Origin of the sequence: Lentzea sp. NBRC 105346 (assembly GCF_030269605.1) — a bacterium.
Lineage (GTDB): Bacteria > Actinomycetota > Actinomycetes > Mycobacteriales > Pseudonocardiaceae > Lentzea.
Map to the genome: position 1 here is coordinate 135,513 of NZ_BSTQ01000019.1, position 26,029 is coordinate 161,541.

The following is a 26,029-nucleotide window of genomic DNA, read 5'->3' on the forward strand; positions in this document are numbered from 1 at the left end:
GTGTCAACATCGGGCATGCCAACCCAAGAGCAACTCGTCCTCTGGGGCCCGGCCGCGGCCGCCTTCCTGCTCGTCGTGATCGGCGTTCTGTGGCGGATCAGCCGCAACGTCGTGACCATCGCCCACGAGGGCGGGCACGCGCTCGTCGCGGTGCTCACCGGCCGGCGGCTGACCGGGATCAAGCTGCACAGCGACACCTCGGGGCTCACCGTGTCGCGCGGGCGGCCGACCGGGCCGGGCATGGTGTTCACCGCGATGGCCGGCTACATCGCGCCGTCGCTGCTCGGGCTGGGGTTCGCTCTGCTGGTCGTCGGTGACCAGGTGCGGCTGATGCTGTGGCTGGCGATCGCGTTGCTGCTGGCCGTGCTCGTCATGATCCGCAACGTCTTCGGCGTCATCTCCGTGGTGGTGACGGGCGCGATCCTCGTGTGGGTGTCGTTCTACGCGAGCGACCCGGTGCGCGACGCGTGTGCGTTCGGCTTCTGCTGGTTCCTGCTGCTCGGCGGGGTGCGGCCGGTGTGGGAGCTGCAGGTGAAGCGGTGGAAGCGGCAGGCGCCGAGGTCGGACGCTGACCAGCTGGCGTGGCTGACGCACCTGCCCGCGTTGTTCTGGGTGCTGCTGTTCTTCGCGGTGTCGGTCGGTTCGCTCGTGCTCGGTGGTGGCCTGCTGCTCGGCCGGTGATGGGATACTGGCCTTTTACGGTTCAGACGGAGGGTGAGTCGGTGCTGCGGGGAGATGTCGGGCTGGAACTGGGCCAGCGGGTCGCCACGGCGTTGCGCGCGTCGCTGGGCGTTGAGATCACTCCCGAGGAAGCGCTGCTGCGACCCTCCAACCGCGACGGTGTGGACTACCAGTGCAACGTCGCGATGAGCCTGGCCAAGAAGCTCGGCAAGAACCCGCGTGAGGTCGCCACCGCGATCGTCGGCGCGCTCGACTCGGCGGACGCCGTCGAGGAGCCCGAGATCGCCGGTCCCGGCTTCATCAACCTGACGCTGCGTCGCGAGTGGCTGGAGGAGCAGACGTTCGCGTTGCTGGGCGACGAGCGGCTGGGCGTGCCGGTCGTGGAACGGGCGCGGCGCATCGCGATCGACTACAGCAGCCCGAACGTGGCCAAGGAGATGCACGTCGGCCATCTGCGCTCGACGATCATCGGTGACGCGCTGACGCGCCTGCTGCGGTTCGTCGGCCACGAGGTCATCCCGCACAACCACCTCGGTGACTGGGGCACGCCGTTCGGCATGCTGATCGAGCACCTGGTGGACGTCGGGGTCAACGCCGACCACACGATCAGCGACCTCAACGCGTTCTACCAGGAGGCGCGCAAGAAGTTCGACGCCGATCCGGACTTCGCCACCCGCTCGCGGCAGCGGGTCGTGTCGCTGCAGGGCGGCGACGAGGCCACGCTGGCCCTGTGGCGCGAGCTGGTCGACGAGTCGGCGCGGCACTTCCAGCAGGCGTACGCGACGCTCGGCATCGGGCTCACCGCCGAGGACAACTACGGCGAGAGCTTCTACAACCCGATGCTCGACGCGACCATCGAGGAGCTGGAGCGGCTCGGCCTCACCGAGGTGAGCGACGGCGCGGTGTGCGTGTTCCCCGAGGGCTTCACCAACCGCGACGGCGACCGGCTGCCGTTGATCGTGCGCAAGGGCGACGGCGGCTACGGCTACCCGGCGACCGACCTCGCGACGTTCCTGTACTGGACGCGCGAGCGCAAGGTCGACGATCTCCTCTACGTCGTCGGCACGCCGCAGTCGCAGCACTTCCAGATGATCTTCGCGGTCGCACGGGCCGCGGGTTGGCTGACCGACGCACACACGGCCGTGCACATCGGGTTCGGCTCGATCCTCGGCGAGGACGGCAAGATGTTCCGGACCCGTGCGGGCGGGACGGTCCGGTTGGGCGAGCTGCTGACCGAGGCCGTCGAGCAGTCCGCCCGTGCGATGCCGGAGAAGTCCGAAGTGGACCCCGCGGATCAGCCGAAGGTCGCGCACGCCATCGGAATCGGCGCGGTGAAGTACGCGGACCTGTCCAACGACCGCGAGAAGGACTACGTCTTCACGTGGGACAAGATGCTCGCGAAGACGGGCGACACGTCGGTCTACGCGCAGTACGCCAACGCCCGCGCCCGCTCGATCTCCCGCAAGGTCGGCCGCACGCCGTCGCCTTCCGCGCGGGTGATCCTGGGGGAGCCCGCCGAGCGTGCGCTGGCGTTGAAGCTGCTGCAGCTGCCCGCGGCTGTCGCCTCGGCCGTGGAGGGCTACGCGCCGCACAAGCTGACCGCGTACCTGTTCGAGACGGCCACGGCGTTCTCGACGTTCTACAACGAGTGCCCGGTGAAGGACGCCGCTTCACCCGAACTGCAGGATTCCCGCCTGCTGCTGTCCGAACTGGTGTCCCAGGTGCTCACCCTCGGGCTCTCGCTGCTCGGGATCGAGGCGCCTGATCGGCTCTGAGGTGTTTGGGCAGGCGGAACCGCCGGGTACGCAGTGATCGCAACACCCTGATCCGCCCACTAGAGGGAGTCGCGATGACCTGCACGACCCGCCTGCCCAGGCCGGTGACCGACGTGTGGGACTGGCAGCTCGAAGGACTCTGCCGGGGCCGCAACAGCGCAATCTTCTTCCACCCCGACAACGAACGCGGCTATGCCCGGACCGCGCGGGAGGCCAAGGCGAAGGCGATCTGCCAGCGCTGCCCGGTGCTTGAGCAATGCCGGCAGCACGCGCTGGACGCCCAGGAGCCGTACGGCGTGTGGGGCGGGATGGGGGAGGACGAGCGGCGCCAGATCATCGCCGCCACCCGCCGCCGTCTCCGCATCGCTCCCTAGCCATCGCGACTGCCGTCAGGGGCACCCTTGCGACGTCTGATGTCGCAAGGGTGCCCCTGACGGCACTAGTTCTCCTCGAGGACCTCGCGCAGCTGCCGCAGGGTCTTGGCGAGCAGGCGCGACACGTGCATCTGGGAGATGCCGACCTTCTGGGCGATCTGCGTCTGGGTCATGTTCCCGAAGAACCGCATGATGACGATCTTGCGTTCGCGTTCGGGCAACCGTTGCAGCAACGGGTGCAGCGCCTCCCGCTGTTCGATCATCTCGATCTCGGGGTCCTCGGTGCCGAGCGTGCTGCCCAGCGAGATGGAGGACTCGTCCGACATGAGCATGTCGTCGAGCGAGGCGCTCTGGTAGGCGTTGCCCGCGGCGAGACCCTCGTGGATCTCCTCCCGCGTCATGCCCAGGTGGGTGGCCAGCTCCGAGGGCGTCGGCGCGCGGCCGAGCTGCTGGGAGAGGCGGGCCGTGCCGCTGTTGATCGCGAGGTGCAGTTCCTTGAGGCGCCTGGGCATGCGGACGGACCAGGACGAGTCGCGGAAGTACTTGCGGACCTCGCCCATGATCGTCGGCACGGCGAACGAGAGGAAGTCGCTGCCGCGTTCGGGGTCGAACCGGTCGACCGCGTTGATCAGGCCTACGGTCGCGACCTGCACCAGGTCCTCGTAGGGCTCACCGCGGTGGCCGAAGCGGCGGGCGATGTGCTTGGCCACCGGGAGGTGCGCGGTGACGAGTTCGTCGCGCAGCGCCTCACGCCGCGGGCCTTCCTCGGTCGCGGCCAGCTCGACGAACAGCGGCGCCAGGTGGTCGTAGTCGCCGGAGTCCGAACCAGTCACCCATTCACCGCCCCTGCCGACCGCTTCACCAGGTCGATGTGCACCACGTGACCGTCACCTGTCGACGCGGGATCCACCCACGTGGTCACCGAGTCCACCAGCGCCGTCAGCACCCGCCAGCCGAAGCTCTCCCGGTCCGGCGGCGCCGAGCTGCCGGACGACACCTGTGCGTGCACGTGCACGGCGTCGTCGTTCACGACGAACCGGCACGACAGCACCGCCTTGTGGGCCGCCATCGTGATCAACGTCGAGCAGGTCTCGTCGACCGCCAGCTTCAGGTCCTCGATCGAGTCGAGGTCGAAGTCCTGCCGCATCGCGATGTCCGCTGCGACCGCACGTGCGATCGAGAGCTGCGTTGGATCAGCGGACATCCGGAGTTCGACGCCTTCGTCTTCCAATTGCGACACACCCACCTCGTTGTTGGTTCTCGCGTCGGTCGGCATGGTTCAGCCGTACCCGAATTGATCTCGTTTCACACGTGTACTGGGCCCCGCGTCGGGGAAAACCACCTCTGGGGTGAGGCAACGCCGCCGTTTGGGAGGGCTGTGACGAACGACTTGGCGTTGGAGCTGCCCGCACGTTCGGGCCAGGTGGCCGTAGTCCGGCGACGGATGGCGGCGTGGCTCGATGACGCGGGACTCGACGAGGACGCCGTCGCGAACCTGGTACTCGCCGTCAGCGAGGCCGTGAGCAACGCGGTCGAACACGCGTATGAGGGTCCCACGACGGGCACCGTTCGCGTGCGAGGGGAGGTCACCGACAGTACCGTTTGTGTAGCCGTGAGCGACTTCGGCCGATGGCGCGTTCCGCCCGCCGAGCTCACCAGTCGCGGGCGCGGCCTGCTGCTCATGCGCGAGAACGTCGACCAGGTGCTCGTCGACCGCTCGCCGGCGGGCACGACCGTCACGTTGCGCGTCGAGAACGGCCGCGAGGCGGACGTCGAGGGCCCGCACGCGGCGATCGGCCACGAGGTGCTGGTCCAAGAGGTCTCCGGTGGAGTCGAGGTGATCGTCCGGGGGAACGTGCCGGAACACGCCGGGCCGACGTTGCGGCGCACCCTGACCACGCTCGCGCGCGGGGGTTCCGTGCCGCTGACCGTCGACCTCACCGAGTTCGGCGGCCAGACCGATGGACTCGTGCCGGCTCTCCACGCGGTCGCCGAAGCGGAGTCCGCGGCGGGCAACCGGCTGACGGTGCACGCGCCGGACGGTTCGCCCGTGCGCCGAGCGCTCATGCAGCTGGCGGCGATCCTCGACCTCAGGCGCCGACGGCCTCCTCGACCGTCCGGTGCACGCTGAACACGTCGCCGAGCCCGGTCGCCTCGAGTGGCCGCGTCACCGCCCGTGCGACCGCGACCACGCGCAGGGACACGCCCCGCCGTTTGCTCTGCTGGGACGCCTCGACCAGCACGGCCAGCCCCGCCGAGCCGAGGAACGTGACCCGGCTCAGGTCCAGGACGAGCGTGGCGCCGTCGGTCAGGTGCCGACCGACGGTGGTGCGCAGGTCGGGGGCGGACAGCATGTCGACCTCGCCGGCGACGGAGAGGACGGTGACGCCGTTCTCCTGGTGCCGCACGGTGATGCCGATGAGCTGTTCCGGTCGCGGGTCCGCGTCGTGCGTCAGCTCGACGTTCGGATCCTGCACAGTCACGTCTCTCTCCCTTAGCCGCCAACGAAAGGGAACGTGCCGCAGTTCAACTGCAGCGTGCTCCCCACAGCTCGGACGCGGCTGTTGGCTCAACCGCTGCGAACCCACCGTACGGACGTGCCCCGACGATCACAAGCTGGGTCAGCCGTGCGAGCGAGGCCGCAACTCGTAGAAATTTCCGGGGTCGTCGCGATAAACGAACTCCAGGTCAAGACCCTCGAACTCGGCGAACCACCGGTCCCATGAGAGCGGATCCACCTCGTTGTAGACCGGAAAGTCGAAAGCGGGTCCCGACGTGGGAACCGCCTCTCGTCGTTCAGCCCATTCCCTGATCAGCAAGTGGTCTGTCGTTCGCTGCACGCCCACGGCTTACCCCTGTTCCGGCGATTTCAACCGTCGTGTAACGCCGCCCACAACTGGTGCGCCACGCGCCTCGCCTCCTCGTCGGGCTCGGTCACCGGCGTCACGCCCGTTTCGTCCAGGGTGCCCGAAACCTCCAGCACCAGTGCCGAGCAGAGGTCGCGCAGCTTCACGTTCGCGTGCTGGCTGGCTCTTACGAGCAGTTGGAACGCGTCGCCCCCGGAACACCGCCGGTGCGCCATGAGCAGTCCCTTCGCCTGCTCGATCAGCCGGCGGTGCTGCACCATCGCCAGCATCTGGTCCGCGCGCAGCACCTCGCCCGCGCAGAACTCGACGACGGCCGCGGCCATCGTCACCATCGGCTCGATCTCCTCGACCACGCGCAGGTCGGCCGACTCGGGTGGGTGGTCCAGGTAGACGGTCAGCACCACCGGCCCGTCCGTGCCCCAGCTGCCCGGCACGGCGATCAGGCCGAGGCCCATCACGTCGTCCAGTGTCACGACGCCGTTGGGTGTCGCGTTGAGCAGTTTGCGGACGGCCGGGTCGTGCTCTTTCGCGGCGCCGCGTGCTGTCAGCGGTCCCGTCAGACCGCTCGGCGACCACACGCTCAAGCCGACTCCTGTGCAGCCTTTCAGCTCGTTGCAGAGGTAGTCGACCAACCGCGAGATCAGCTCTGGTCCGAATTTGACCTGGTCCACGTGGGCCAGAGTAGGCCGACCGTTCAGCGCGACCTATGGGCGACGCGGGGTGTGCGGTCGTCTGCGGACGGTGAGCGGCCGGTTCGGCCGGTGGCCGGTTATCCGCTCGGCTTCACCGGTGGGCAACTCGGCGCTTGGAGTGATCCATCGGGCGCGTCAGTTGGAAAACTAGGCGGTGACCTGAACCACATTGGGCCAGAATTCGTTTCCAGGGATAACGCCGGAGCCCCGGCCAACGACATCCCTGACACACGGAGGGATAGCAATGAGAACCGCCACGGAAGCCCAGCCCACGCAGGGGGCGGCCCTGCCTACCGCGCCTTGCAGCGTGGTGTGGAGCAAGGGGCACGCTTACGTGCTCGAGGGTTTCCGGGCTCGGTGGGTCGGGGTGGACGATCGGGGGCGGCCGCACGCTCTCAGTGGTGCTGATCTGCAGCGTCGTGGGTGGTCGCGGACTCGGTCCGCTTGATCTCTTTGCTGGGTTTGCTTTCTTTTTCTGCCGGTTTGTGTTGACGCGGCGGCTTTCGTATTGGGTTGCGTTTGTGTTGACGCGGCGGCTTTCGTGCGCGGGGCTCCGCCCCGGACCCCGGCTCAGCTCAAAGAGGGGCCCTTTCCTGGGTTTCTTTTCGTAGTGGGTCGCCTTGGGGTGGTGGGCCCCTCCCGTCGCATCGCACCAGAGGCAGCCGCAACTGAGCCCCGAGGTCAAGCGAAAAGCGTGCTTGACCTCGGGGCTCAGTTGCGGCAGGGCTTCGCCTGCGATGCGACGGGAGGGGCCCACCACCGGGTGGTTGTGCGCGCTGGCGCGCGCCTCTACCTGCCGGTCCCGTACGTGGTCGCTTCCTTGGCTGCCGGTTCCGTCGTGGTCCTGGTCCCGTGGCTCGCGCTTCGCGCATCGTGTGCGCGAGTCCGCAGCTCAGCCCCGGCGAGTCCTCAGCTCACTCCCCGCGAGTCCTCAACCCAGCTTGGTTGTCGGTCGCCCTCGCTAGCCTGGATACGGGGGCAGCTCATCTCGCCAGCGCGCCGACACACCCCCAGCCGACCGTAGCGCCAGGGGCCGACAATCCCGGCCGCCTCGCGTCGTCCGCAGGGTTCGCGCTTCGCGCATCGTGTGTGTGGCGGGCTCGCGCTTCGCGCATCGCGGCGCGGGGGGTGAGGGTTATGAATCCTTGATCGGCGCGTCATGGTGCTTCGGGCACCTGCCCTAGGTGCGGCGATTACAGTGCGGGTGTGCGCGACCCGGCTGATCGCCTGCTGACCATCCCGAACCTGCTCAGCATTCTGAGGCTGGCTGGTGTCCCGCTGTTCCTTTACCTCTTGCTGGGGCCGGAAGAGGACGGTTGGGCCCTGCTGGTGCTGGTGGGCGCCGGGCTCAGCGACTGGCTCGACGGCAAGCTCGCGCGGTGGTTGAACCAGACCAGTCGGCTCGGGGGGTTGCTCGACCCGGCCGCGGATCGGTTGTACGTGTTCTCCACGCTGCTGGCCTTCGTGATTCGCGACATTATTCCCGTGTGGATCGCGGTCGTGCTCGTGGCGCGGGAGGTTGTGGTCGGCGTCTGCCTGCTGGTGCTGCGGACGCGTGGGTACGGGCCGTTCGAGGTGACGTATCTGGGGAAGGCCGCGACGTTCAACCTGCTGTACGCGTTTCCGCTCCTCCTGCTCGCGCAAGGGGACAACGCGTGGGCGCAGATCGCCCGGCCGTTCGCGTACGCGTTCATCGCTTGGGGTGGCGCGCTTTATCTGTGGTCGGCGGTTCTGTACGTCTACCAGTTTGTGCTGGCCATGCGCCGTCCGGTGTCTCGTGCCTGATCGGGCGTGGAAAGATCACTGTCATACAGGTCCATTAGCAAGGAGCGCAGTTAGGTGATTCCCGAGGAACTCAGGTACACCGAGGAACACGAGTGGGTCGCGCGCACGGGTGAGGACACCGTTCGGATCGGTATCACCGACTATGCGCAGGAGCAGCTCGGCGACGTGGTGTTCGTTCAGCTGCCCGAGATCGGTCAGACCGTGAACAGCGGTGACACGTTGGGCGAGGTCGAGTCGACCAAGAGCGTGTCCGACATCTTCGCCCCGCTCGAGGGTGAGGTCGTGGGTCGTAACGACGCGCTGGACCAGCAGCCCGAGCTGGTGAACTCCGACCCGTACGGCGAAGGCTGGATGGTCGAGATCAAGCTCAGCGACCCCGCCAGTGCCGACGACCTGCTCGACGCGGGTGCTTACAAGGCGTTGGTGGAGAAGGAGTGACGACGATCTTCCGCCGGATCTTCGGCCGGTTGGGGAGCCGCTCCTCGGACGAGAACGCAGGCACGATAGGTTTGCAGGGTCAAGACGGTTCCAGCAGCAGGAGGAGAGCTCAGGTGAGCACGAACGACGGCCCAGGCGTTCCGCCGGAGCAGTCCCCGGAGCGGACCTCCGTCTTCCGGGCTGACTTCCTCGCAGAGGTCGAGGGCGCCGAGGCGCCCGCCCAGGAGCCGGCCGTTGCCGGCGTTGACGCACTTCCCGCCGGTTCCGCGCTGCTCGTGGTCAAGCGTGGTCCCAACGCGGGTTCCCGCTTCCTGCTGGACCGTGACACGACCAGCGCGGGGCGCCACCCGGACAGCGACATCTTTTTGGACGACGTGACGGTGTCGCGTCGCCACGCCGAGTTCCGCAAGGAGAGCGGCGAGTTCGTCGTCATCGACGTCGGCAGCCTCAACGGCACCTACGTCAACCGCGAGCCGGTCGACCAGGCCGTGCTGGCGAACGGTGACGAGGTGCAGATCGGCAAGTTCCGGCTCGTCTTCCTGACCGGGCCGGGATCCGGGGGCCAGGGCTGACCCGGAGGGGACTCAGTATCGGGGCGGTGCTCGCCGAGCTCCGCCCCGAGTTTCCCGAGGTCACCATCTCCAAGATCCGGTTCCTCGAGTCCGAGGGGCTGGTGCACCCGGCTCGTACGTCGTCGGGATACCGGCAGTTCACCTACGCGGACGTGGAGCGGTTGCGTTACGTGCTGGCCGCGCAGCGCGACCGGTACCTGCCGTTGAAAGTCATCCGGGAACAGCTGTCGGCGGCGCGGCCCACCGAGCTTTCCCACGAGAATCTCCTTGCGCAGTCCGCAATCGCGCCCGAACTCCTGGCACAGCTCGAACAGGACGGTCTCGTCCGGCCCGGTGAGAACGGCGGCTATTGCGTCGACGACCTCATCGCGATCCGCACGATCCGGACGATGATGGAGCTCGGTGTCGAAGCGGACCAACTTCGCGCGTTTCGCGCCGCGGCGGACCGGGAAGCCGCGCTCCTGAGGTCGCTCTCAGATCCCGGGACGATCCGGGAAATGTCCAGACTTTCGGCGACGTTGCACTCGTTGCTGGTCAAGGCATGCTTGCGGAACGCGCTGGGGAGTTAGCTTTTCGTTGTGCTCAGCGGTTGAGCACTCGGCCCGCTTGGCGGGTAGCGTCGAACATGTAACGCGGGGGATCCTCGGGAGACGAACCGGGGAGCCCGACACGAACGCCAGAGGGAGGCGAGACCCGATGAGCGAGATGCGCGTCGTCGGCGTGCGGGTGGAGCTGCCCGCGAACCAGCCGATCCTTCTGCTGCGCGAAACCGAGGGTGAGCGCTACCTGCCGATCTGGATCGGCTCCGTCGAGGCCACCGCGATCGCACTCGAACAACAGGGCGTGCGCCCCGCGCGTCCGCTCACCCACGACCTCCTCAAGGACGTCATCGGCGCCCTTGGCCGGCAGCTGGAGCAGGTCCGCATCACCGACCTGCAGGAGGGCACGTTCTTCGCCGAGCTCGTCTTCGACGGCGACATCCGCGTGTCCGCCCGCCCCAGCGACTCGGTGGCCCTCGCGTTGCGCGTCGGCGTGCCGATTCACGCCGAGGAGTCGGTCCTCGCCGAAGCCGGGCTCATCATTCCGGACGAGCAGGAGGACGAGGTCGAGAAGTTCCGCGAGTTCCTCGACTCGGTGTCTCCTGAGGACTTCCGCGGCGCCGACACGTGAGACTTCACCGCGTCTCTTTTGGCGCGTGTGGACACTCGTGCGGCCGTCCCTCGATCGGACTACTGAACGCAACAGCGTCGGCTAAACAGTCACTAAACGTCACGTGAACCTGTTAGTTCGGGTGACGCGGAAAGTTGACTCGTGAGTCGACCCCAGACACTCTCCGCGCGTCGCGTTGACCAGCCCCCATGCCGGTCCTACCGTCGATGACGAGTGAACTGCGACGGTGTGTTCGGTGCTCCGTGGCGGCTTGACGGCCGGTGCGTACGGGCCGTTCGAGGGGAGGCAGGCGTGGTCGAGGAAGCGCCCATCCGGGCCGAATCCGGGCAGCAGGGTGAGCTGTTCCCGGACTCCTCGCTGCCGGACGAACTCGTCGGCTACCGGGGGCCCGCCGCGTGCCAGATCGCCGGTATCACGTACCGGCAGCTCGACTACTGGGCGCGCACGGGACTGGTGGCTCCGACGATAAGGAGTGCACACGGCTCGGGGAGCCAGCGGCTGTACTCGTTCAAGGACATCCTGGTGTTGAAAGTGGTCAAACGACTGCTGGACACCGGCGTCTCGTTGCAGAACATCCGGGTCGCGGTGGACCACCTGCGCCGGCGTGGGGTCCAGGACCTCGCGAAGATCACGTTGTTCAGCGACGGCACCACGGTCTACGAGTGCACCTCGCCCGAGGAGGTCGTCGACCTGCTGCAGGGCGGCCAGGGTGTGTTCGGCATCGCGGTGAGCGGAGCCATGCGGGAGATCAGCGGCACGATCCACGAGTTCCCGGCGGAACGCGCGGACGGGGTCGAGATCGCTCCCATGACCGAGGACGAGCTCAGCAGGCGCCGCCGGGAACGCGCGACGGGCTGAGCGTGCCGTGCTCGGTCTTCTCCCAGACGAACGGTGAGCGGACGAGTTGCCACAGCGCGCGCCACGCCGCGACCCAGTGCAGTGACCAGTAGCCGGGCAGCATGGTGGCGGCCAGGCCGAGTACGGACATGCCACGACGTTTGCCCGCGTACAGCAGCACGGCGCCGTACATCGCCGACGACGTGAGCGTGACCGTACCGATCCACGCGGGCGGTGCGGCGCCGGCCAGGCTCAGCACCGTCGTGAGGGACAGGGCGAAGTAGGACACCGGCGTTCCGCCGACGACACCCAGCAACGACACCAGACCGCGTCCACCGAGCCGCCGCCACGCGTCGCGCGGCTGTCGGGTGTGGACGAGGGTGGTGAGCAGAAAACCTTTGAGCCACCGGGTGCGCTGCCGGATCCACGGCCACGGCCGGTGGACGGCCTCCTCCCATGTGGTCGAGTCGACGAGCTCGATCCGGTGCCCCATGGCGGCACAGCGCATGCCGAGGTCCGCGTCCTCGGTCACGTTCCACGCGTCCCACCCGCCCGCCTCGCGCAGCACCGAGGTCCGGAAGTGGTTGCTCGACCCGCCGAGCGGAATCGGCAGCCGCAACGCGCTCAACCCGTGCAGCATCAGGTCGTAGCGCATCGAGTACTCCATCGCGAACTGCCGGGTGAGCAGGTTCCGCGTGCCGTTGTAGAAGTTCAGCCGCGCCTGCACGCACGCCAGGCCGGCCCCGGAGCGCGCGAAGCGGGCGGCCACCTTGCGCAGCTGGTCGGGTTCCGGTCGGTCCTCGGCGTCGTAGATCACGACGAACTCGCCGCGCGCGAGCATCAACCCGAGGTTGCACGTGCGCGGCTTCGTCTGCGGGGCGCCCGCCGGGATGTTCACGACGCGCACGAACGGAGGCGGATCGGCATCCAGCACGGCCCGTTTCGTCGCGGGATCGTGGTTCTCCACGAGTACCAGCACCTCGAGCCGGTCGTGCGGGTAGTCCATCGCCGCGATGCATCGCACCGTGTCGGCGATCACGGCCTCTTCCCGGTAGGCGGGCACGATGACCGTGTACGACGGCAGCAGCTCGTCGGGCAGTGGCGGATCGGCCGCCTCGGCGGTGCGGCGCGGGATCGCCGAGGCGGCGAGCGCCGTACGCAGGCCGACGAGCACCGTGCCGACGAGGCCCAGGCAGGCGGCGAGCGTTTCGGCGTCGAACAGGAGTCCGGCCACCACGGCGACCGCCAGCAACACCGCGGTCACCTGCTGCCAGCGGGCGAAGCCTAGGCGTGCCGCGAACAGGGGATGGGTGCGGGTGAACTCGTTCGCCATGCGGTCGGCCACGACCTCGGGTGATGTGGCCAGAAGCAACTCTGTTGTCGCAGGGTGCACGACCCAGTTCACGTGCGATGTGGCCGAACGGTTCTCAACTGAGACGTTGACCGCGCCTTGAGGACTTCTCGAATGAACAGCGGGTATCCTTCGCGGGTAGTCGCTGAAGCCACGCGGGAGAGATCGGACCCGTGTCCGGCGCCGAAGGAGCAAGTTCCTCCCCGGGAACCTCTCAGGCACCCAGGACCGCGTGGGTGAGACGCCTCTGGAAAGTGGGCTGAAAATGCCCCGCCGACGGTGAAAGCCCAGTCCGCTGGGTGAACCTCTCAGGCGCCCGGATCGACGGGTACGGACAGAGCGGGGAGGGCACAGCAGCAGTGTGCCCTTGGACCCCGGAGGCTCGTCCATGTCGCAGGACCGCATTCCCCTCGCCGCTCTCGAGCACGGCACCCCCTTCGCCGACCGGCACGTCGGGCCGCGGCCTGCCGAGCTGGCGCGGATCCTCGACGTCATCGGCGTCGGGTCCCTGGAGGAACTGGCGCAGCGCGCCGTTCCCGAGTCCATTCGCGAGCGCGACCTCGTACTGGACCTCCCGGTCCCGGCGACGGAGGCCGAGGCGCTGGCCGAACTGCGTGAGCTCGCGTCCCAGAACCGGCCGATGACGCAGATGATCGGCCTCGGCTACTACGACACGGTCACGCCGGGTGTCATCCTCCGCAACGTCCTCGAGAGCCCCGCCTGGTACACCGCGTACACGCCGTACCAGCCGGAGATCTCCCAGGGCCGCCTGGAAGCACTGCTGAACTTCCAGACGATGGTCGGCGACCTCACCGGCCTGCCCGTCGCCAACGCGTCCATGCTGGACGAGTCGACCGCCGCGGCCGAGGCGATGACGCTGGTGCGCCGCGCGGGACGGTCCAAGTCGAACAAGTTCGTGGTGGACGCGGACACGTTGCCGCAGACGCTGGCCGTCATCGAGACGCGCGCCGAGCCGCTCGGCATCGAGATCGTCGTCGCGGACCTGTCGCAGGGCATCGAGGGCCTGGGCCTGGGCGGTGACTTCTTCGGCGTGCTGCTGTCCTACCCCGGTGACTCCGGTGTCGTGCGGGACCACTCGGGTGTCATCGAGGAGATCCACAAGGCCGGCGCGCAGGCTGTGGTGGCCGCCGACCTGCTGGCGTTGACGCTGCTGCGCCCGCCGGGCGAGATCGGTGCGGACGTCGTCGTCGGCACCACGCAGCGCTTCGGTGTGCCGATCGGCTTCGGCGGCCCGCACGCCGGTTACATGGCCGTGCGTTCCGGTTTGGAGCGCCAGCTGCCCGGCCGTCTCGTCGGTGTCTCCGTCGACGCGGACGGCTCGCTGGCCTACCGCCTGGCGTTGCAGACGCGCGAGCAGCACATCCGCCGCGAGAAGGCGACGTCGAACATCTGCACCGCGCAGGTGCTGCTCGCGGTGATCGCGTCGATGTACGCGGTCTACCACGGTCCCGAGGGCCTGCGCGCGATCGCGACCCGCACGCACCGCATGGCGACCGTGCTCGCGACCGGCCTGTGCGAGGCCGGCATCGAGGTCGTGCACGGCGAGTTCTTCGACACCGTCCGGGTCTCCGTGCCCGGTCAGGCCGCTGTCATCGTCGAGAAGGCGCGCGGGCTCGGCATCAACCTGCGGCTCGTGTCCTCCGACGTCGTCGCGATCGCGTGCGACGAGAAGACCACGCGTGCGGACATCAAGAAGGTCTGGGAGGCGTTCGGCGTCACCGGGTCCGATGTGGACGCCATCGACGCCGACACCGCGGACGGTATTCCGCTCGACCTGCGCCGCACGTCCGACTACCTGACGCACCCGGTGTTCCACGCGCACCGCTCGGAGACCGCGCTGCTGCGTTACCTGCGCGCGTTGTCGGACAAGGACGTCGCGCTCGACCGGAGCATGATCCCGCTGGGCTCGTGCACGATGAAGCTCAACGCCACCGCCGAGATGGAGGCCATCACCTGGCCGGAGTTCTCGGGCCTGCACCCGTTCGCGCCCGTCGAGGACGCCGCCGGGTTGCTGAAGATCGTCGACGACCTGGAGAAGTGGCTGGCCGAGGTCACCGGCTACGACGCGGTCTCGCTGCAGCCCAACGCCGGTTCACAGGGTGAGTTCGCCGGTCTGCTGGCGATCCGCGCGTACCACCGGTCGCGTGGCGAGGACGCCCGCGACATCTGCCTGATCCCGTCGTCCGCGCACGGCACCAATGCCGCGTCGGCGGTCATGGCCGGCATGCGGGTCGTCGTCGTCCGCTGTGACGACAAGGGCAACATCGACCTGGGCCACCTGCGCGAAACCGTTGCGGCGCACCAGGACGACCTCGCCGCCATCATGATCACCTACCCGTCGACGCACGGCGTGTACGAGGACACCGTGCGCGAGGTGTGCGGCCTGGTGCACGACGCGGGCGGCCAGGTGTACGTCGACGGCGCGAACCTCAACGCGCTGATCGGCCTGGCGCAGTACGGGAAGTTCGGCTCGGACGTCTCGCACCTGAACCTGCACAAGACGTTCTGCATCCCGCACGGCGGTGGCGGTCCCGGCGTCGGCCCGATCGGCGTGCGTTCGCACCTGGCGCCGTTCCTGCCGAACCACCCGCTGCAGCCCACCGCGGGCCCCGCTTCCGGTGTCGGCCCGATCTCGGCGGCGCCGTGGGGTTCCGCGTCGATCCTGCCGATCTCGTGGGCGTACGTGCGGATGATGGGCGGCGACGGCCTGCGCCGCGCGACCCTGACGGCCGTGGCGTCCGCGAACTACATCGCGCGCCGGCTCGACGAGCACTACCCGGTGCTCTACACCGGCGAGGGCGGTTTCGTGGCCCACGAGTGCATCCTCGACCTGCGCCCGATCACCAAGGCGACCGGCGTGACCGTGGACGACGTGGCCAAGCGCCTCGCGGACTACGGCCTGCACGCGCCGACGATGTCGTTCCCGGTGGCCGGCACGCTGATGGTCGAGCCGACCGAGTCCGAGGACCTGGCCGAGATCGACCGGTTCATCGACGCGATGATCGCGATCAAGCGGGAGATCGACCGCGTCGGTTCGGGGGAGTGGCCCGTCGAGGACAACCCGCTGCGCAACGCCCCGCACACCGCGGCGTGCGTGACGGTCGGTGAGTGGAACCACCCGTACACGCGTGAAGAGGCCGTCTACCCGGCCGGCACGTCGGCTCCGAAGATCTGGCCGCCGGTGCGCCGGATCGACGGCGCCAAGGGCGACCGCAACCTGGTCTGCTCCTGCCCGCCCCTCGACGCCTACAGTTCGTAAGACACAGGGGGCCGGACGGTAAGACTCGCGCGAGTCTTACCGTCCGGCCCCCTGAGTTTTACGTTCAGCAGCTGGGTCCGGTGGGCATGGGAGCCGGTTTGGCGTTGCTCATCCGCTCATCGGTCCAGTAGCTCGGATCAGGTGAGGTCGCGATCGGGCCCGCGGCGTTGCCCGTCGGAGTGCTCGGTCCGCCGCCGCACTTGGGGCCGGTTTGCAGCGCCACCACCAGCCAGGTGACTCCAGCGACCACGGCCACGACGGCGAGCACGATGACCACGATTCTGCCCATGTCAGCAGGACGTACCTCTCACGTTCTCCGGTTGCACTACATGTTCTTCACGGTGTCGTACAGGCTGCCCGCGGTGTCGTAACTGAAGTACGGGCTCTGCCACTTGTAGACCTGCGCCGGGTCGTTGTTGCGCCAGAACATCCAGCTGTTCACGCCGTTGACGTAGGCCCAGAACGTGGCGCCGTAGTTCTCCAGCCACGGCCCGCCGCTCGCGCCGCCCGTCATGTTGCAGTCCAGCGTCGGGAAGCCGCCCTCGTTGCGCGTGTTGCCCCAGCAGAAGTAGAGCTGGCTGCCGTTGAACGGCGGGTCGGCCGGGTAGCCGAACATGTAGATGCGCAGACCGTATCCGGCGCCCCACTTGATGCCCTGGCCGCCGACGGCGTCGACGATGCGGGTCCCGTTGAGCAGCTGCATGACGACCGCGGCCACGTCGAACGCGCGGTTGGCGTTGTTGATCCACGCCGTCTTCGTCCACTGCTGGTAGGCGCTCCACGTGCCGTACGGCCGGTTGCCGTTGTTGTAGCCGGGCACGAACACCCAGCGGTTGACGTCGAACCAGCCACGGCCGGAGCCGCCGCCGTGCACGCAGTGGCCGGCGGTGAAGACGAGCCGCTTGCCCGCGCTGTTCACCGTGCTGCCGCTGCAGGACCTGTTCTGCCCCAGGTCGTTCACGAAGAACACGCGGCCGGACATGGTGTTCACGTCGGCCTGGGCTTGCAGGTTTTTCGGCGCCACCCCGTCGTGCGTGCCGGACGGCCCTTGTCTCGGCACGGCCTGTGGTCTCGCCGCGGCTTGGGGCAGGTCGGCCGGGATCGCGGACTTCATCCGCTCCGGCGTCCAGTACTCCTGTGCGCTCTGGATGTTCGACGCCGTCTGGGAACCGGCGTTACCGATCGGCGCGGCCTGCGCCGGGCTTGCGACGGCCACCGCCACCGTCCAAGCCGCGAATACAACTATTAATCGCATGGCGGAACAACCTCCGTCGAGGTTCGAATTCAAGGAACGCTCGAACGGTATCGTTTACGGTGTTTTCGTTGTTCCGCCGTTCGTTAGAACGGGACTTCCGTCGAGAGCAGGCCCTCCGCTGGTCCGCGCCCTGACACGGCATTGCAGAAATCGATGGCGTCGAGCTCGATCTCGGGTCCGCCATTGCCCCATTCGCCCCCGGCTGGGCCGGTCAGCCGCAGAGTGAACGGCTTTCCGTGCCGTTCGGCCCATTCCTTCACCACATCGTCGATGAGCAAACCGTCGTGCTCTTTGGTGAGCACGTGTTCCGCCCCGGTCGCCCTGGTGATGTCGACCCGGTGCATCCACGGGTCGCGGGTCATGATCACGTCGTTCAGGAAGCCGAAGCTCCAGGTCTCGTCGCGCCCGTTGACCCGCTGCTTGCCGGGTACCGGAAGGAACCGCGGGGTGCGGCGTCTGCCCTTGACGGCCTTCGGGGTGATCTCCGCGTACTGCTCGATGATCTCCCGCGGCCCGAGGTGCGCGTGCTCCTCGACCTGCAGGGCGGTCAGCGCGTCGATCATCACGCCGCCGCGTCTCGCGGCGATCCTGTTCTGCCGCAGGCCTTCCCGGATCGACGCGGACATCTTCGCCATGCCGAGCAGGTGGGACGCCATGGCCCGCACGTCCCAGCCGGGGCAGGCCGTCGGCTTCTCCCAGTCGCGCGGGCCAAGGCTCCTCAGAAGTTGCAGGAACCGGTCGTACTCCGTTGCGGCCAGCCGGGTTGCGGTCTTCGGGTCGATCTTCGGCGTCCTCATGACTGTCTCCAGACGTTGTCGGCGTACATCTCGATGGCGCGGGGCAGCAGGCGGCGCCACCGGTCGCCGCCGTGGTCGTTGGCGAGCTGGCAGTCGACGAGCCCGCCGGTGATCGCGAGGAACAGGTCGATGTCCGCCTCGTCGGTGATGCCGATCGTCCGCATGGTGCGGTGCAGCAGCGCCATCGTCTCGACGCTGGGCGCGTACGCGCCTTCGCTGGGCACGAAGCCGGGGATCGAGCGCTGGTTCATCAGCTGGTAGCGGGCGAGGTCGGCGACCGAGAAGTCGAAGAAGTGCTCGGCTATCGCTTCGAGGGCCGCGCGCGGGTCGTCCGGCAGGGTCTTGGCGGCCTCGGTCGCTTCGGCGAGGTAGCCCGTCCAGGCGTCGCCGAACATCGCGTCGTAGATGGCGTTCTTCGACTCGAAGTGCGAGTACAGGGACGGTGAGCGCATCCCGATCATGGCCGCCACCTCGCGCAACGTGACCGCGCCGAGGCCGTCGCGGCGCGCGATCTCCCAGGCGGCTTCGACTATTTCCCTTCGGGTGGCCTCACGCCGTTCGGCTTGCCTATCACGATTAGGTAGAGCGCTCATGGTTAGGCACGGTCCGCCTCGGACCGTGCCTTGTCAAGACTTACTCGGTGAAGTCGGTGTCCCGGTGCTTGCCGAACAGGGCGAAGGAGGCGATCCACACGTCCGGATCGCCCTCCCACTCCATGTCCTTGATCTGGTCGGCGCTGCGCCGCCCGCCGATCGCCCGCAGCAGCTCGAACGACGAGGCCGTCAGCGTGCCTTTGGGCTCGCCCGCCCCGACGACGCGCTCACCGTGCTCGAGCACGATCCGCAGCGCGGGCACCTCGTTCTCGCGCATGCGCTTGTCCAGCTGCTGCAACGGTTTGGTCAGCGCGGACCGCACGGCGACGTTCTCCCGTTCACCGGGGGTGTCCAGCGCCGCGCGGAGGTCGTGCTCGTGCATCACGACCTCGGTGATCAGGGTCGAGCCGATGGGCGTGTCGAACAGCGGGGCGGCCAGCTCGCGGTTGGAGCTCCACTCGGCGAACGCGTCGTCGAGCGAGTTGTCGCGGCGGTCGCGCACCTGGCGTTCGCCCCACTCGCCCGACTCGACGCCGTCGAAGCGGCGGTCGACGAAGTCGCGCAGGCCGCCGCCGAGATGAGCCACCACGTCCTTGACCGACCACCCCGGACAGGCGTCGACCGGGAGCGACGCGTCCCGGCCGCGCACCAGGTCCGTGATCCGTTGCTTGGTCTCGTCGTAGATGGCGGCATTGGTCATCGCTACCTCACACGTCGTACTCCAGCGTGAACGTGGCAGTAGTCTCCGCCCACTCGGCGCCGCCCGCACCGCGCATGCCCGCCAGCTCGCCCGAGGCGCCGACGACCTCGAAGCTTCCGGTGACCTTGCCGTCCCGGTAAGCCCCCACGTGCCGCAGCACGAACGTGCCCGACCGCGAGCCGATGCGGCCGGTGATCTCCTCCAGGCCGACGGTCTCGCACGACGTGTCGCTGTCGTACGACATCAGGTAGCGACAGGTGCCTGTGCCCTCGATGTCGCCCGTGTACTTGAACGTCACGACCGCCATGGTCAGCTTCGCGCCGCTCACCTCGGTGTACGGGCGGCCGTCCCACGTCTGCTCGTCCCAGCTCTGCACTTCGATGGTTCCGGTTGCCTTCATGGCGCCCACCATCCAACGAATACCTGACAACATGTGTCAGGTGAAGGCCAGCCGGTTGTTGTCGGTGCTGCTCCTGCTGCAGTCGCGCGGCCGCATGACCGCGCAGGAGCTGGCAGACGAGCTCGAGGTGAGCGTCCGCACGATCTACCGCGACGCCGAGGCGCTGTCGGCGGCGGGCGTGCCCGTGTACGCCGACCGCGGGCCCGCCGGCGGGTACCAGCTGCTCGACGGCTACCGGACGCGGCTGACCGGGTTGACCTCGGAGGAAGCCGAATCGTTGTTCCTCGCCGGGATGCCCGGTCCCGCCGCCGAGCTCGGGCTCGGCACGGTCGTCGCCGCCGCGCAGCTCAAGCTGATGGCCGCGTTGCCGCCGGAGCTGCGGTCGCGGGCGTCGCGCATCCGCGAGCGGTTCCACCTCGACACGCCGTCGTGGTTCCGCGGGCAGGACACCCCGCCGCACCTGGGCGTGATCGCCGAGGCGGTGTGGAACCAGCGGCGGCTGCACCTGCGGTACCAGCGGTGGGGTGGTTCGGCCATCGAGGTGGAACGGGACATCGAGCCGCTCGGCCTCGTGCTGAAGGCCGGGGTCTGGTACTTCGTCGGCGGCCCCGAGCCGCGGACCTACCGGGTGTCGCGGGTGCTTGAACTGAGAGAGCTCGACGAGACCTTCGAACGTCCCGAGGACTTCGACCTCAGTGCATTTTGGACGGCCTGGTCCGAGCGGTTCGAGAGCACGTTGTACGGGGCTCGCGTCCGGGTGCGGATGTCGGCCGAGGGGCTGCGCAAGTCGGGTTACCTGCTGACCGGGCACCAGAGGAGGGTCATCCAGGAGCTCGATCCGAAACCGGGGGAGGAGTTCGGCTTCCCGACCGAGTCGCTCCGCCACGCCCACTCCGACCTGCTGCGACTCGGCGCGGACGTGGAGGTCGTGGCACCCGCCGAACTGCGCGAGCAGATGATGGCGACGATCTCGGCGATGCAGTCCGTCTACGGAGATGGAAAGCTGCGTGCATGGGAGTAGTTCCACTGATCGGGCTCAACAACGGAGTACGGATCCCCCAACTCGGTTTCGGCGTCTTCCAGGTGCCGCAGGACCAGGTCGCGGGCGCGGTGCGGACCGCCCTCGACGCCGGTTACCGGAGCATCGACACGGCTTCGGCGTACGGCAACGAGTCCGGTGTCGGTGACGCGATCGCCGCCACCGACATCCCGCGCGACGAACTCTTCATCACCACGAAGCTGTGGAACTCGGACCAGGGCTACGACTCGACGCTGCGCGCCTTCGAGTCGTCGATGCGCAAGCTGCGCCTGGACGTCCTCGACCTCTACCTCATCCACTGGCCGACGCCTGCGCGCAACCTCTACGTGGACACGTGGAAGGCCTTGGAGAAGCTCTACGCCGACGGCCGCGTGCGCGCCATCGGCGTGTCCAACTTCCACACCGAACACCTGCAGCGGCTGTTCGACTCCTCGGACGTGACGCCCGCGGTCAACCAGATCGAACTGCATCCCCTGCTGGCACAGGAGGAGATGCGCAAGGTGCACGTCACGCACCGCATCGCCACCGAGGCGTGGTCCCCGCTCGCACGCGGCGGGGAGCTGTTGCACGACACCGCTATTCGCGGTCTGGCGGACAAGTACGCCAAGACGCCCGCGCAGATCGTGCTGCGGTGGCACGTTCAGCTCGGGAACGTCGTGATCCCCAAGTCCGTCACGCCGTACCGGATCAAGGAGAACATCGAGGTCTTCGACTTCGAGCTCGCGCCGGACGACATGGCCGTCATCAACGAGCTCGACAACGGGACGCGCACCGGCCCGGATCCGGACCGGTTCAACTCCGCCTGAGTGCCGTCAGGCCTGTTCGGACAGCAGCTGACCCAGGGCCGGCTCGATACCCTTTCCGTCCTCCACGACGGAAAGGGTCCCGCCGGTCGACTTCGCGATGTCGGTCAACGGCTGCCGCTGCGGCTCCGACCCGATCGCGATGAAGCTGATCTGCACGTCGTTCTTCTTGAGTTCCTTCAGCTTGTCCTTCAACGCCTGCAGGTCGATCCCGCCGTCGTTGGGGCCGTCGGTGATCACGACGATCCGGTTGGGCTTGCCCTGCTGGAAGTTCTTCTGCGCCGACTCGTAGGTGGCCGCGAGGCTGCTGTACAGGTGCGTGGCGGACACGGGTTGCAAGGTGTCGATTCCGCGCACGAGGGCATCTCGCTGATCGCCGACCGGTCCGGTCGCGACCACCTGCTTGTAGGCCTTGTCGCCGTCGACGCCCTTCGAGAACTCCCACAGCCCCAGGGAACCCGAGACCGACCGGTCCACCTGCCCCTTCAGCGCCGCCTTGAGCCAGTCGAGCCGGGACCTGCCGTCCCCACCGGGCTCCTTCATGGAGGCGGACACGTCGACCAGAAGCGTCACCACCTGGCCGCCGTTGTCCGCGGTGGCCCACGCGGCGGTGATCTGCTGGGTGGTGTTCTCGTCGGCGGGTACCAGGTACTCGGTCGTCACGGCCCAGCGAACGCCGGGGGACGGGTTCGGGTGTTCCTTCGACGACTCGACGCGCAGGCCGGCTCGCGACAGGGTGCGCTGCTGGTCGGGTTCCATCAGGAACTCACGGAACGCTTGCGCCGCACGGGCTTCCGCCTCGCCGACGCCCTCACCGGCCAGCGCCACGTAGGGGAAGTCGGCGACCGGGGTCGGTCCGCCCGCGGCGACGCCCGACAGCGCCTTCGCCGGGGCCTGGTTGCGCGCCTTGCCCACGTTGTACCGGTAGAGATCGACCTCGAACGCCGGCACCGCGCTGAACCCCGCGCTGTTGACCGCGGGGTTCTCCGCGAGCTTCTGCAGCGCGTCGAAAGTGTTGCCGGAGAAGGAACCCTGCGCCGCGGCGAGCTTGCTCATCGTGGACTTCACCGGCCCCAGGGCCAGCATGTCGGCGGTCACCGGGCCCTTGCCGGTCGGCGAGGCGCCCGCGAGAGCCGACTGGATCGCCTGCGCGGTCGCCGTGTTCAGCGCCGGGTCGGGCATCGCCACGCTGAAGCGGCCCCAGTCCTTCTGGCCGTACTTCTCCCAGCTCGTCACGTCCGGCAGGTCGGTCCACCGGAAGCTGTTGCCCGTCATCAACGCCTGCGCGCCGGCCTCGGGGACCGCGAGCAGCACGGGTGAGGTCGCCACTGACTTCGGGGCGCCACCGAGGAGCGCCCGGTTCTGCGCGGCCAGGCGGTTCGCCCACAGCGAGGAGTCGGGGAGCCACGCGTGCGGCCGGCCGCCGAGCTTGCCCTCGTCCCACGTCGTGGTGAGGCCCTCGACGACGACCTGCGACTCGACTGACTTGACCTCGATCTGGATGCAGTGGTCGTAGACGACCGGTCGGGTGGCGCTCCAGGCCTTGGCCACCTCGACGACCGAGTCGGCGATCGTCGGCGTCGCCGCGATGCGCAGCAGGGCGGGGCCTTCGCTGCAGTTCTTCGCCTGCGCGGCGGCCCGGTCGGCGACGATGCCGCTCACCCAGTTGTAAGCGACGTAGCCGAGGCCGAGCAGGACCACGACCACCACGACGGCAACCGGCCATTTCGCGACTCCGCGCCGCACCTTCGCCCGCAGCGTGCGGTGTCGAGACATCGACTCCCTTTTCTCCGGTGGCCCCCGACGACCGTCCGTCACGCTAACAGGTGAAGAAGTACGGGAAACGTGAAATCAAATACGACGGGCCGAACGGAACCCGCGCGAGTACATACCGCCGTCGTCCAGCAACGATGTGCCACCGAGGTCGCCGAACGTCGGACCGTTGGCCCTTTCCCGGCTGGACACGAACCGGTGATGACCGGTGGAGTCGACGCCGAGGTAGATGCCGGCGTGGTCGAGCTGGTCGTCGGCGTCCTCGACCTCGAAGAAGACCAGGTCACCGGGCTGGAGCACGGCGTAGTCGGTGACGCGCTGCTTGCGGTTGGGCACGAGCACGACGCCCGGTGCGGACTCGGCGATGGCGTACGCCCGGCGCGGCAGTCCCGGTCCGGCGTCGTTGTTGCCGAGCAGCGGGAAGCCGAGCCGGTAGCCGTAGACGATGCGCACGAACCCCGAACAGTCCAGCGCGCCGGAGTGCGCCGGCTTCGGCTTGCGCGTGCCCGCGTCCGGGAACGTCCACGAAACGCCCAGGTAGTCCTGGAAGTCGGACTGCTCCAGCCGGCCGGCGCCGCTCGCCGCGACCGGCCCGAACGCCGCGTCGCCGCGGAACCGCACGGACTTGGCGTCGCTCTCGGCAGGTGCGCCGTCGACGTACTGCATGGCGGTGGCCAGCGCGTCCGGGCTCTGGTCGGCGCGCACGCGGTCCAGCCACGGCCGGAACCATTCAGCCTGCTCGGCACCCGCGACCCACGGCTGGTCGAGCAGCCGTACCCACACCGTCGAGTCGATCTGCGCGGGGGTGAACTTCGGGTCCTTGAAGGTCCGGGCGGGCCCGATGATCGTCGCCGTGCGGGCGCCGTCGGTCAGGGTGGCCACCACGGCACCGCGTTCGTCCCGCACCACCGTCCGGGGCGGCCCGTCCACGCGTTCGAACCGCAATGCCGACGTGGACAAAGCCGGAGCCGGCGAGCTCTGCTCCAGCGGAACGGCTTTCGGCAGGTCCGGCGCCGGTTTACGCGCGCCGATGTAGACGACGGCGGCACCCGAGAGCGCGATCACCGCGACGAGCACGATGATGCGCGCCCAGCGTGGCCACGACTTGCCGTTTCGCCTCATAGCGGCGGCACCAGACCGACGAGCACGCCGCTCATCACGACGCCGTAGCTCACGAAGCTGACCGTCGAGGTCGCGATGATCGTGGCCAGCGGCGGCTGGCGCACGAGCTGGTAGGCGATCAGGCCGGGCACGACGAAGCCGAGCGTCTGGTGGACGAACAGCAGCGGCGCGTTGCGCAGGAAGATCAGGAACAGCGCGCTCTGCAGCAGCACCGCGGTCAGCACGACCGCGGCGAACAGGCGCTTGCCGTACAGGATGACGACGCGCTGCAGCAGCCGTGTGACGCCGTAGGTCAACGCGGTCATCAGCACGATGATCGCGGCGTGCCGGTAGTCGGTCACCAGCGTCAGCGCGAGCCAGCCCGGCGTGATCATGCCGCCCGGCGACAGGTTCGTCGTCAGGTAGCAGACCAGCGAGAACACCAGCCCGATCGCGAGCGCGAGGGTCATGACCCCAGGCAGCATCAACTGGCCGGCGGTGTTCACCGGCGGCTCCTCTCCGGGTCGGCGAGCAGGCGTCGTGGCCGGTACTCAGCTGGTTCCCGAGCTTCCTGGACTTCGAGCGGGTGCAACGCCTCCAGCAGCAGCTCGCCCTGGCCGTGGATGTTGCCGATCGTCACGACGGACGCCTCGTCGCGGATGCCCTCGAACAGCGCTTGTACCAGCTCCCCGGCGGCGCGCCGGCCGCCGAGGTCGACCACGGACCGCTGCCAGTCCGCGTGGATCTCGGTCCGGGCGCTGCGGGTCGGCTCACCGATCAGCAGCACGCGGTCCGGGCCGATGCGCTGGATCAGTGTGCCCATCTGCCCGTTGCGCTCGACGCGATCGGGCCGGCAGTTGATCACGACGTGCAGCGGGCGGGCGATCGCGCCCTGGCCGAGTAGCTGCTCGATGTTCATCAGCGTCGACTCGGGGTCGTTGGCCGCGAACACGTTGGCCAGCCGCACGTGCTTGCGCCCGGACCGGTGGTGCGTCACGGCGAGCACGCCGGGGTCGGGCGGCGCGGACCACATGCCGGCGAGCGCGAGCCTGCGGTTCACCCCGAGCAGCTCGGCGACCTTGAGCGCGATGGCGACGTTCTCCTTGAACGTGATCCAGCCGAACCCGGCCATGTCCTCGTCGGTCACGGATTCCGGGTCCACGGCGATGAGCTCGCAGTTCCGGCGCGCCGCCTGCTCTTTCAGGATGTGCAGGCGATCCTTCTCGGCGGTGACGCAGATGCCGCCGATCGGCATGGACCGGCACAGCGAGCGCGCGACGTCGTCGAGCGTGGGCCCCATCTCGGCGAGGTGGTCCTCGCGGACGTTGCACAGCACGCCGATCGTGGACCGGATCAGCTTGGTCTGGTTGATCTCCTGCAGGTCCGGCATGACCGCCATGCACTCGATCACCAGCGCGTCGGGGTGGTAGGCGGCGGCGCGGCGCACGATGCCGATCTGCTCGACCACGTTGGCGATGCCGAACTTGCGGTAGACCGGCTCCTCGCTGGCGTCGGGGTGGATGAACCGCGCGGCGGTGCCGGTCGTCTTCGCGACCGTCACGAGCCCGCCGCCGCGCAGCGCGCCCGCGCACAGGCGAGTGATCGAGCTCTTGCCGCGGATGCCGTTCACCAGCACCCGTGTCGGGATCCGTTCCAGGTTGGCGTAGTGCCGGCGTTGCTCGAGGATCCCGGCGACGAGCAACGCCAGGCACGCGAGCGCGAACACGGTGAACAGGAAGACCACGG

At 68.6% G+C, this 26,029-nt stretch carries 28 protein-coding genes and 1 riboswitch; of the genes, 13 read left to right on the plus strand and 15 right to left on the minus strand.

Annotated elements, in window-relative coordinates:
• Positions 1 to 15 precede the first annotated feature (15 nt).
• From QSK35_RS34045 to QSK35_RS34055, 3 genes are all read left to right on the plus strand, one after another.
• Positions 16 to 681 (plus strand): M50 family metallopeptidase, encoded by a 666-nt coding sequence (locus QSK35_RS34045; protein WP_285751781.1) that lies wholly within the window; start codon positions 16 to 18, stop codon positions 679 to 681.
• Between the two features lie 41 nt (positions 682 to 722).
• Positions 723 to 2,456 carry an arginine--tRNA ligase gene (argS, locus tag QSK35_RS34050; RefSeq protein ID WP_285751782.1) on the plus strand — a complete coding sequence of 578 codons (1,734 nt, stop codon included), beginning with the start codon at positions 723 to 725 and terminating at the stop codon, positions 2,454 to 2,456.
• A gap of 74 nt (positions 2,457 to 2,530) precedes the next feature.
• Positions 2,531 to 2,830: a WhiB family transcriptional regulator gene (locus tag QSK35_RS34055; protein WP_285751783.1), complete on the plus strand. Its 300-nt coding sequence runs from the start codon at positions 2,531 to 2,533 to the stop codon at positions 2,828 to 2,830.
• A gap of 65 nt (positions 2,831 to 2,895) precedes the next feature.
• Here QSK35_RS34055 and QSK35_RS34060 read toward each other — a convergent pair whose 3' ends face one another.
• Positions 2,896 to 3,663: a SigB/SigF/SigG family RNA polymerase sigma factor gene (locus tag QSK35_RS34060; RefSeq protein WP_285751784.1), complete on the minus strand. Its 768-nt coding sequence runs from the start codon at positions 3,661 to 3,663 to the stop codon at positions 2,896 to 2,898.
• Entirely contained in the window at positions 3,660 to 4,070 is a 411-nt protein-coding gene (locus QSK35_RS34065; protein ID WP_285751786.1) for an ATP-binding protein, read from the minus strand. Before QSK35_RS34065 ends, QSK35_RS34060 begins: the two co-directional genes overlap by 4 nt.
• 138 nt (positions 4,071 to 4,208) lie before the next feature.
• Between QSK35_RS34065 and QSK35_RS34070 the strand changes: the two genes are divergently transcribed.
• A complete protein-coding gene (locus tag QSK35_RS34070; protein WP_285751787.1) occupies positions 4,209 to 4,961 on the plus strand; it encodes an ATP-binding protein in 753 nt (250 codons plus the stop codon).
• On the opposite strand, the gene QSK35_RS34075 is transcribed toward QSK35_RS34070, so the two are convergent.
• The gene (locus tag QSK35_RS34075) at positions 4,921 to 5,313 is read right to left on the minus strand and encodes an STAS domain-containing protein (RefSeq protein WP_285751789.1); all 393 of its coding nucleotides are present in this window, start codon (positions 5,311 to 5,313) and stop codon (positions 4,921 to 4,923) included. The two genes, QSK35_RS34070 and QSK35_RS34075, sit on opposite strands and share 41 nt — an antisense overlap.
• Before the next feature lie 386 nt (positions 5,314 to 5,699).
• Complete coding sequence (locus QSK35_RS34080) at positions 5,700 to 6,368, minus strand: ANTAR domain-containing protein (protein WP_285751790.1); 669 nt, start codon at positions 6,366 to 6,368, stop codon at positions 5,700 to 5,702.
• Between the two features lie 1,227 nt (positions 6,369 to 7,595).
• Between QSK35_RS34080 and clsA the strand changes: the two genes are divergently transcribed.
• From clsA to QSK35_RS34115, 6 genes are all read left to right on the plus strand, one after another.
• A complete protein-coding gene (gene clsA / locus QSK35_RS34090) occupies positions 7,596 to 8,174 on the plus strand; it encodes a cardiolipin synthase ClsA (RefSeq protein WP_285751793.1) in 579 nt (192 codons plus the stop codon).
• Positions 8,175 to 8,228: 54 nt separating this feature from the next.
• Entirely contained in the window at positions 8,229 to 8,612 is a 384-nt protein-coding gene (gene gcvH / locus QSK35_RS34095) for a glycine cleavage system protein GcvH (protein WP_285751794.1), read from the plus strand.
• A 113-nt stretch (positions 8,613 to 8,725) separates the two neighbouring features.
• Positions 8,726 to 9,184 (plus strand): glycogen accumulation regulator GarA, encoded by a 459-nt coding sequence (gene garA, locus QSK35_RS34100; protein ID WP_285751795.1) that lies wholly within the window; start codon positions 8,726 to 8,728, stop codon positions 9,182 to 9,184.
• Between the two features lie 17 nt (positions 9,185 to 9,201).
• Positions 9,202 to 9,753: a MerR family transcriptional regulator gene (locus QSK35_RS34105; RefSeq protein WP_502881761.1), complete on the plus strand. Its 552-nt coding sequence runs from the start codon at positions 9,202 to 9,204 to the stop codon at positions 9,751 to 9,753.
• Between the two features lie 127 nt (positions 9,754 to 9,880).
• Positions 9,881 to 10,354 carry a bifunctional nuclease family protein gene (locus QSK35_RS34110; RefSeq protein ID WP_146351007.1) on the plus strand — a complete coding sequence of 158 codons (474 nt, stop codon included), beginning with the start codon at positions 9,881 to 9,883 and terminating at the stop codon, positions 10,352 to 10,354.
• A 291-nt stretch (positions 10,355 to 10,645) separates the two neighbouring features.
• The gene (locus tag QSK35_RS34115) at positions 10,646 to 11,212 is read left to right on the plus strand and encodes a MerR family transcriptional regulator (RefSeq protein ID WP_285751797.1); all 567 of its coding nucleotides are present in this window, start codon (positions 10,646 to 10,648) and stop codon (positions 11,210 to 11,212) included.
• Here the strand turns inward: QSK35_RS34115 and QSK35_RS34120 are convergent.
• Positions 11,178 to 12,536 (minus strand): glycosyltransferase, encoded by a 1,359-nt coding sequence (locus tag QSK35_RS34120; protein WP_285751798.1) that lies wholly within the window; start codon positions 12,534 to 12,536, stop codon positions 11,178 to 11,180. The genes QSK35_RS34115 and QSK35_RS34120 overlap by 35 nt on opposite strands.
• A gap of 152 nt (positions 12,537 to 12,688) precedes the next feature.
• A riboswitch (glycine riboswitch) is annotated at positions 12,689 to 12,783 on the plus strand.
• Between the two features lie 147 nt (positions 12,784 to 12,930).
• Here QSK35_RS34120 and gcvP point away from each other — a divergent pair.
• Positions 12,931 to 15,822 (plus strand): aminomethyl-transferring glycine dehydrogenase, encoded by a 2,892-nt coding sequence (gene gcvP, locus QSK35_RS34125; RefSeq protein WP_285751799.1) that lies wholly within the window; start codon positions 12,931 to 12,933, stop codon positions 15,820 to 15,822.
• A gap of 64 nt (positions 15,823 to 15,886) precedes the next feature.
• Here gcvP and QSK35_RS34130 read toward each other — a convergent pair whose 3' ends face one another.
• The 6 genes from QSK35_RS34130 to QSK35_RS34155 form a co-directional block, all read right to left on the minus strand.
• Entirely contained in the window at positions 15,887 to 16,111 is a 225-nt protein-coding gene (locus QSK35_RS34130; RefSeq protein WP_285751800.1) for a hypothetical protein, read from the minus strand.
• A 36-nt stretch (positions 16,112 to 16,147) separates the two neighbouring features.
• Positions 16,148 to 17,038 (minus strand): trypsin-like serine peptidase, encoded by an 891-nt coding sequence (locus tag QSK35_RS34135; protein ID WP_285751801.1) that lies wholly within the window; start codon positions 17,036 to 17,038, stop codon positions 16,148 to 16,150.
• A 122-nt stretch (positions 17,039 to 17,160) separates the two neighbouring features.
• Positions 17,161 to 17,874 carry a maleylpyruvate isomerase family mycothiol-dependent enzyme gene (locus QSK35_RS34140; protein ID WP_285751803.1) on the minus strand — a complete coding sequence of 238 codons (714 nt, stop codon included), beginning with the start codon at positions 17,872 to 17,874 and terminating at the stop codon, positions 17,161 to 17,163.
• A complete protein-coding gene (locus tag QSK35_RS34145; RefSeq protein WP_285751804.1) occupies positions 17,871 to 18,467 on the minus strand; it encodes a TetR/AcrR family transcriptional regulator in 597 nt (198 codons plus the stop codon). Before QSK35_RS34145 ends, QSK35_RS34140 begins: the two co-directional genes overlap by 4 nt.
• A 40-nt stretch (positions 18,468 to 18,507) precedes the next feature.
• Positions 18,508 to 19,167, minus strand: coding sequence for a maleylpyruvate isomerase family mycothiol-dependent enzyme (locus tag QSK35_RS34150; RefSeq protein WP_285751805.1), 660 nt, complete (start codon positions 19,165 to 19,167; stop codon positions 18,508 to 18,510).
• Positions 19,168 to 19,174: 7 nt separating this feature from the next.
• The gene (locus QSK35_RS34155) at positions 19,175 to 19,567 is read right to left on the minus strand and encodes a DUF3224 domain-containing protein (protein ID WP_285751806.1); all 393 of its coding nucleotides are present in this window, start codon (positions 19,565 to 19,567) and stop codon (positions 19,175 to 19,177) included.
• A 40-nt stretch (positions 19,568 to 19,607) separates the two neighbouring features.
• Between QSK35_RS34155 and QSK35_RS34160 the strand changes: the two genes are divergently transcribed.
• Positions 19,608 to 20,588 (plus strand): helix-turn-helix transcriptional regulator, encoded by a 981-nt coding sequence (locus tag QSK35_RS34160; protein WP_502881759.1) that lies wholly within the window; start codon positions 19,608 to 19,610, stop codon positions 20,586 to 20,588.
• A complete protein-coding gene (locus tag QSK35_RS34165) occupies positions 20,579 to 21,412 on the plus strand; it encodes an aldo/keto reductase (RefSeq protein WP_285751807.1) in 834 nt (277 codons plus the stop codon). The genes QSK35_RS34160 and QSK35_RS34165 overlap by 10 nt, the downstream gene beginning before the upstream one ends.
• Positions 21,413 to 21,418: 6 nt before the next feature.
• Here the strand turns inward: QSK35_RS34165 and QSK35_RS34170 are convergent, their stop codons facing one another.
• The 4 genes from QSK35_RS34170 to pgsB all read right to left on the minus strand — a co-directional run bounded on the left by QSK35_RS34170 (position 21,419) and on the right by pgsB (position 26,027).
• The gene (locus tag QSK35_RS34170; RefSeq protein ID WP_285751808.1) at positions 21,419 to 23,185 is read right to left on the minus strand and encodes a substrate-binding domain-containing protein; all 1,767 of its coding nucleotides are present in this window, start codon (positions 23,183 to 23,185) and stop codon (positions 21,419 to 21,421) included.
• Positions 23,186 to 23,260: 75 nt separating this feature from the next.
• Positions 23,261 to 24,304: an NlpC/P60 family protein gene (locus QSK35_RS34175; protein ID WP_285751809.1), complete on the minus strand. Its 1,044-nt coding sequence runs from the start codon at positions 24,302 to 24,304 to the stop codon at positions 23,261 to 23,263.
• Entirely contained in the window at positions 24,301 to 24,789 is a 489-nt protein-coding gene (locus QSK35_RS34180; protein ID WP_285751810.1) for a poly-gamma-glutamate biosynthesis protein PgsC/CapC, read from the minus strand. The genes QSK35_RS34175 and QSK35_RS34180 overlap by 4 nt, the downstream gene beginning before the upstream one ends.
• Complete coding sequence (gene pgsB, locus QSK35_RS34185; RefSeq protein WP_285751811.1) at positions 24,786 to 26,027, minus strand: poly-gamma-glutamate synthase PgsB; 1,242 nt, start codon at positions 26,025 to 26,027, stop codon at positions 24,786 to 24,788. The genes QSK35_RS34180 and pgsB overlap by 4 nt, the downstream gene beginning before the upstream one ends.
• Positions 26,028 to 26,029 lie beyond the last annotated feature (2 nt).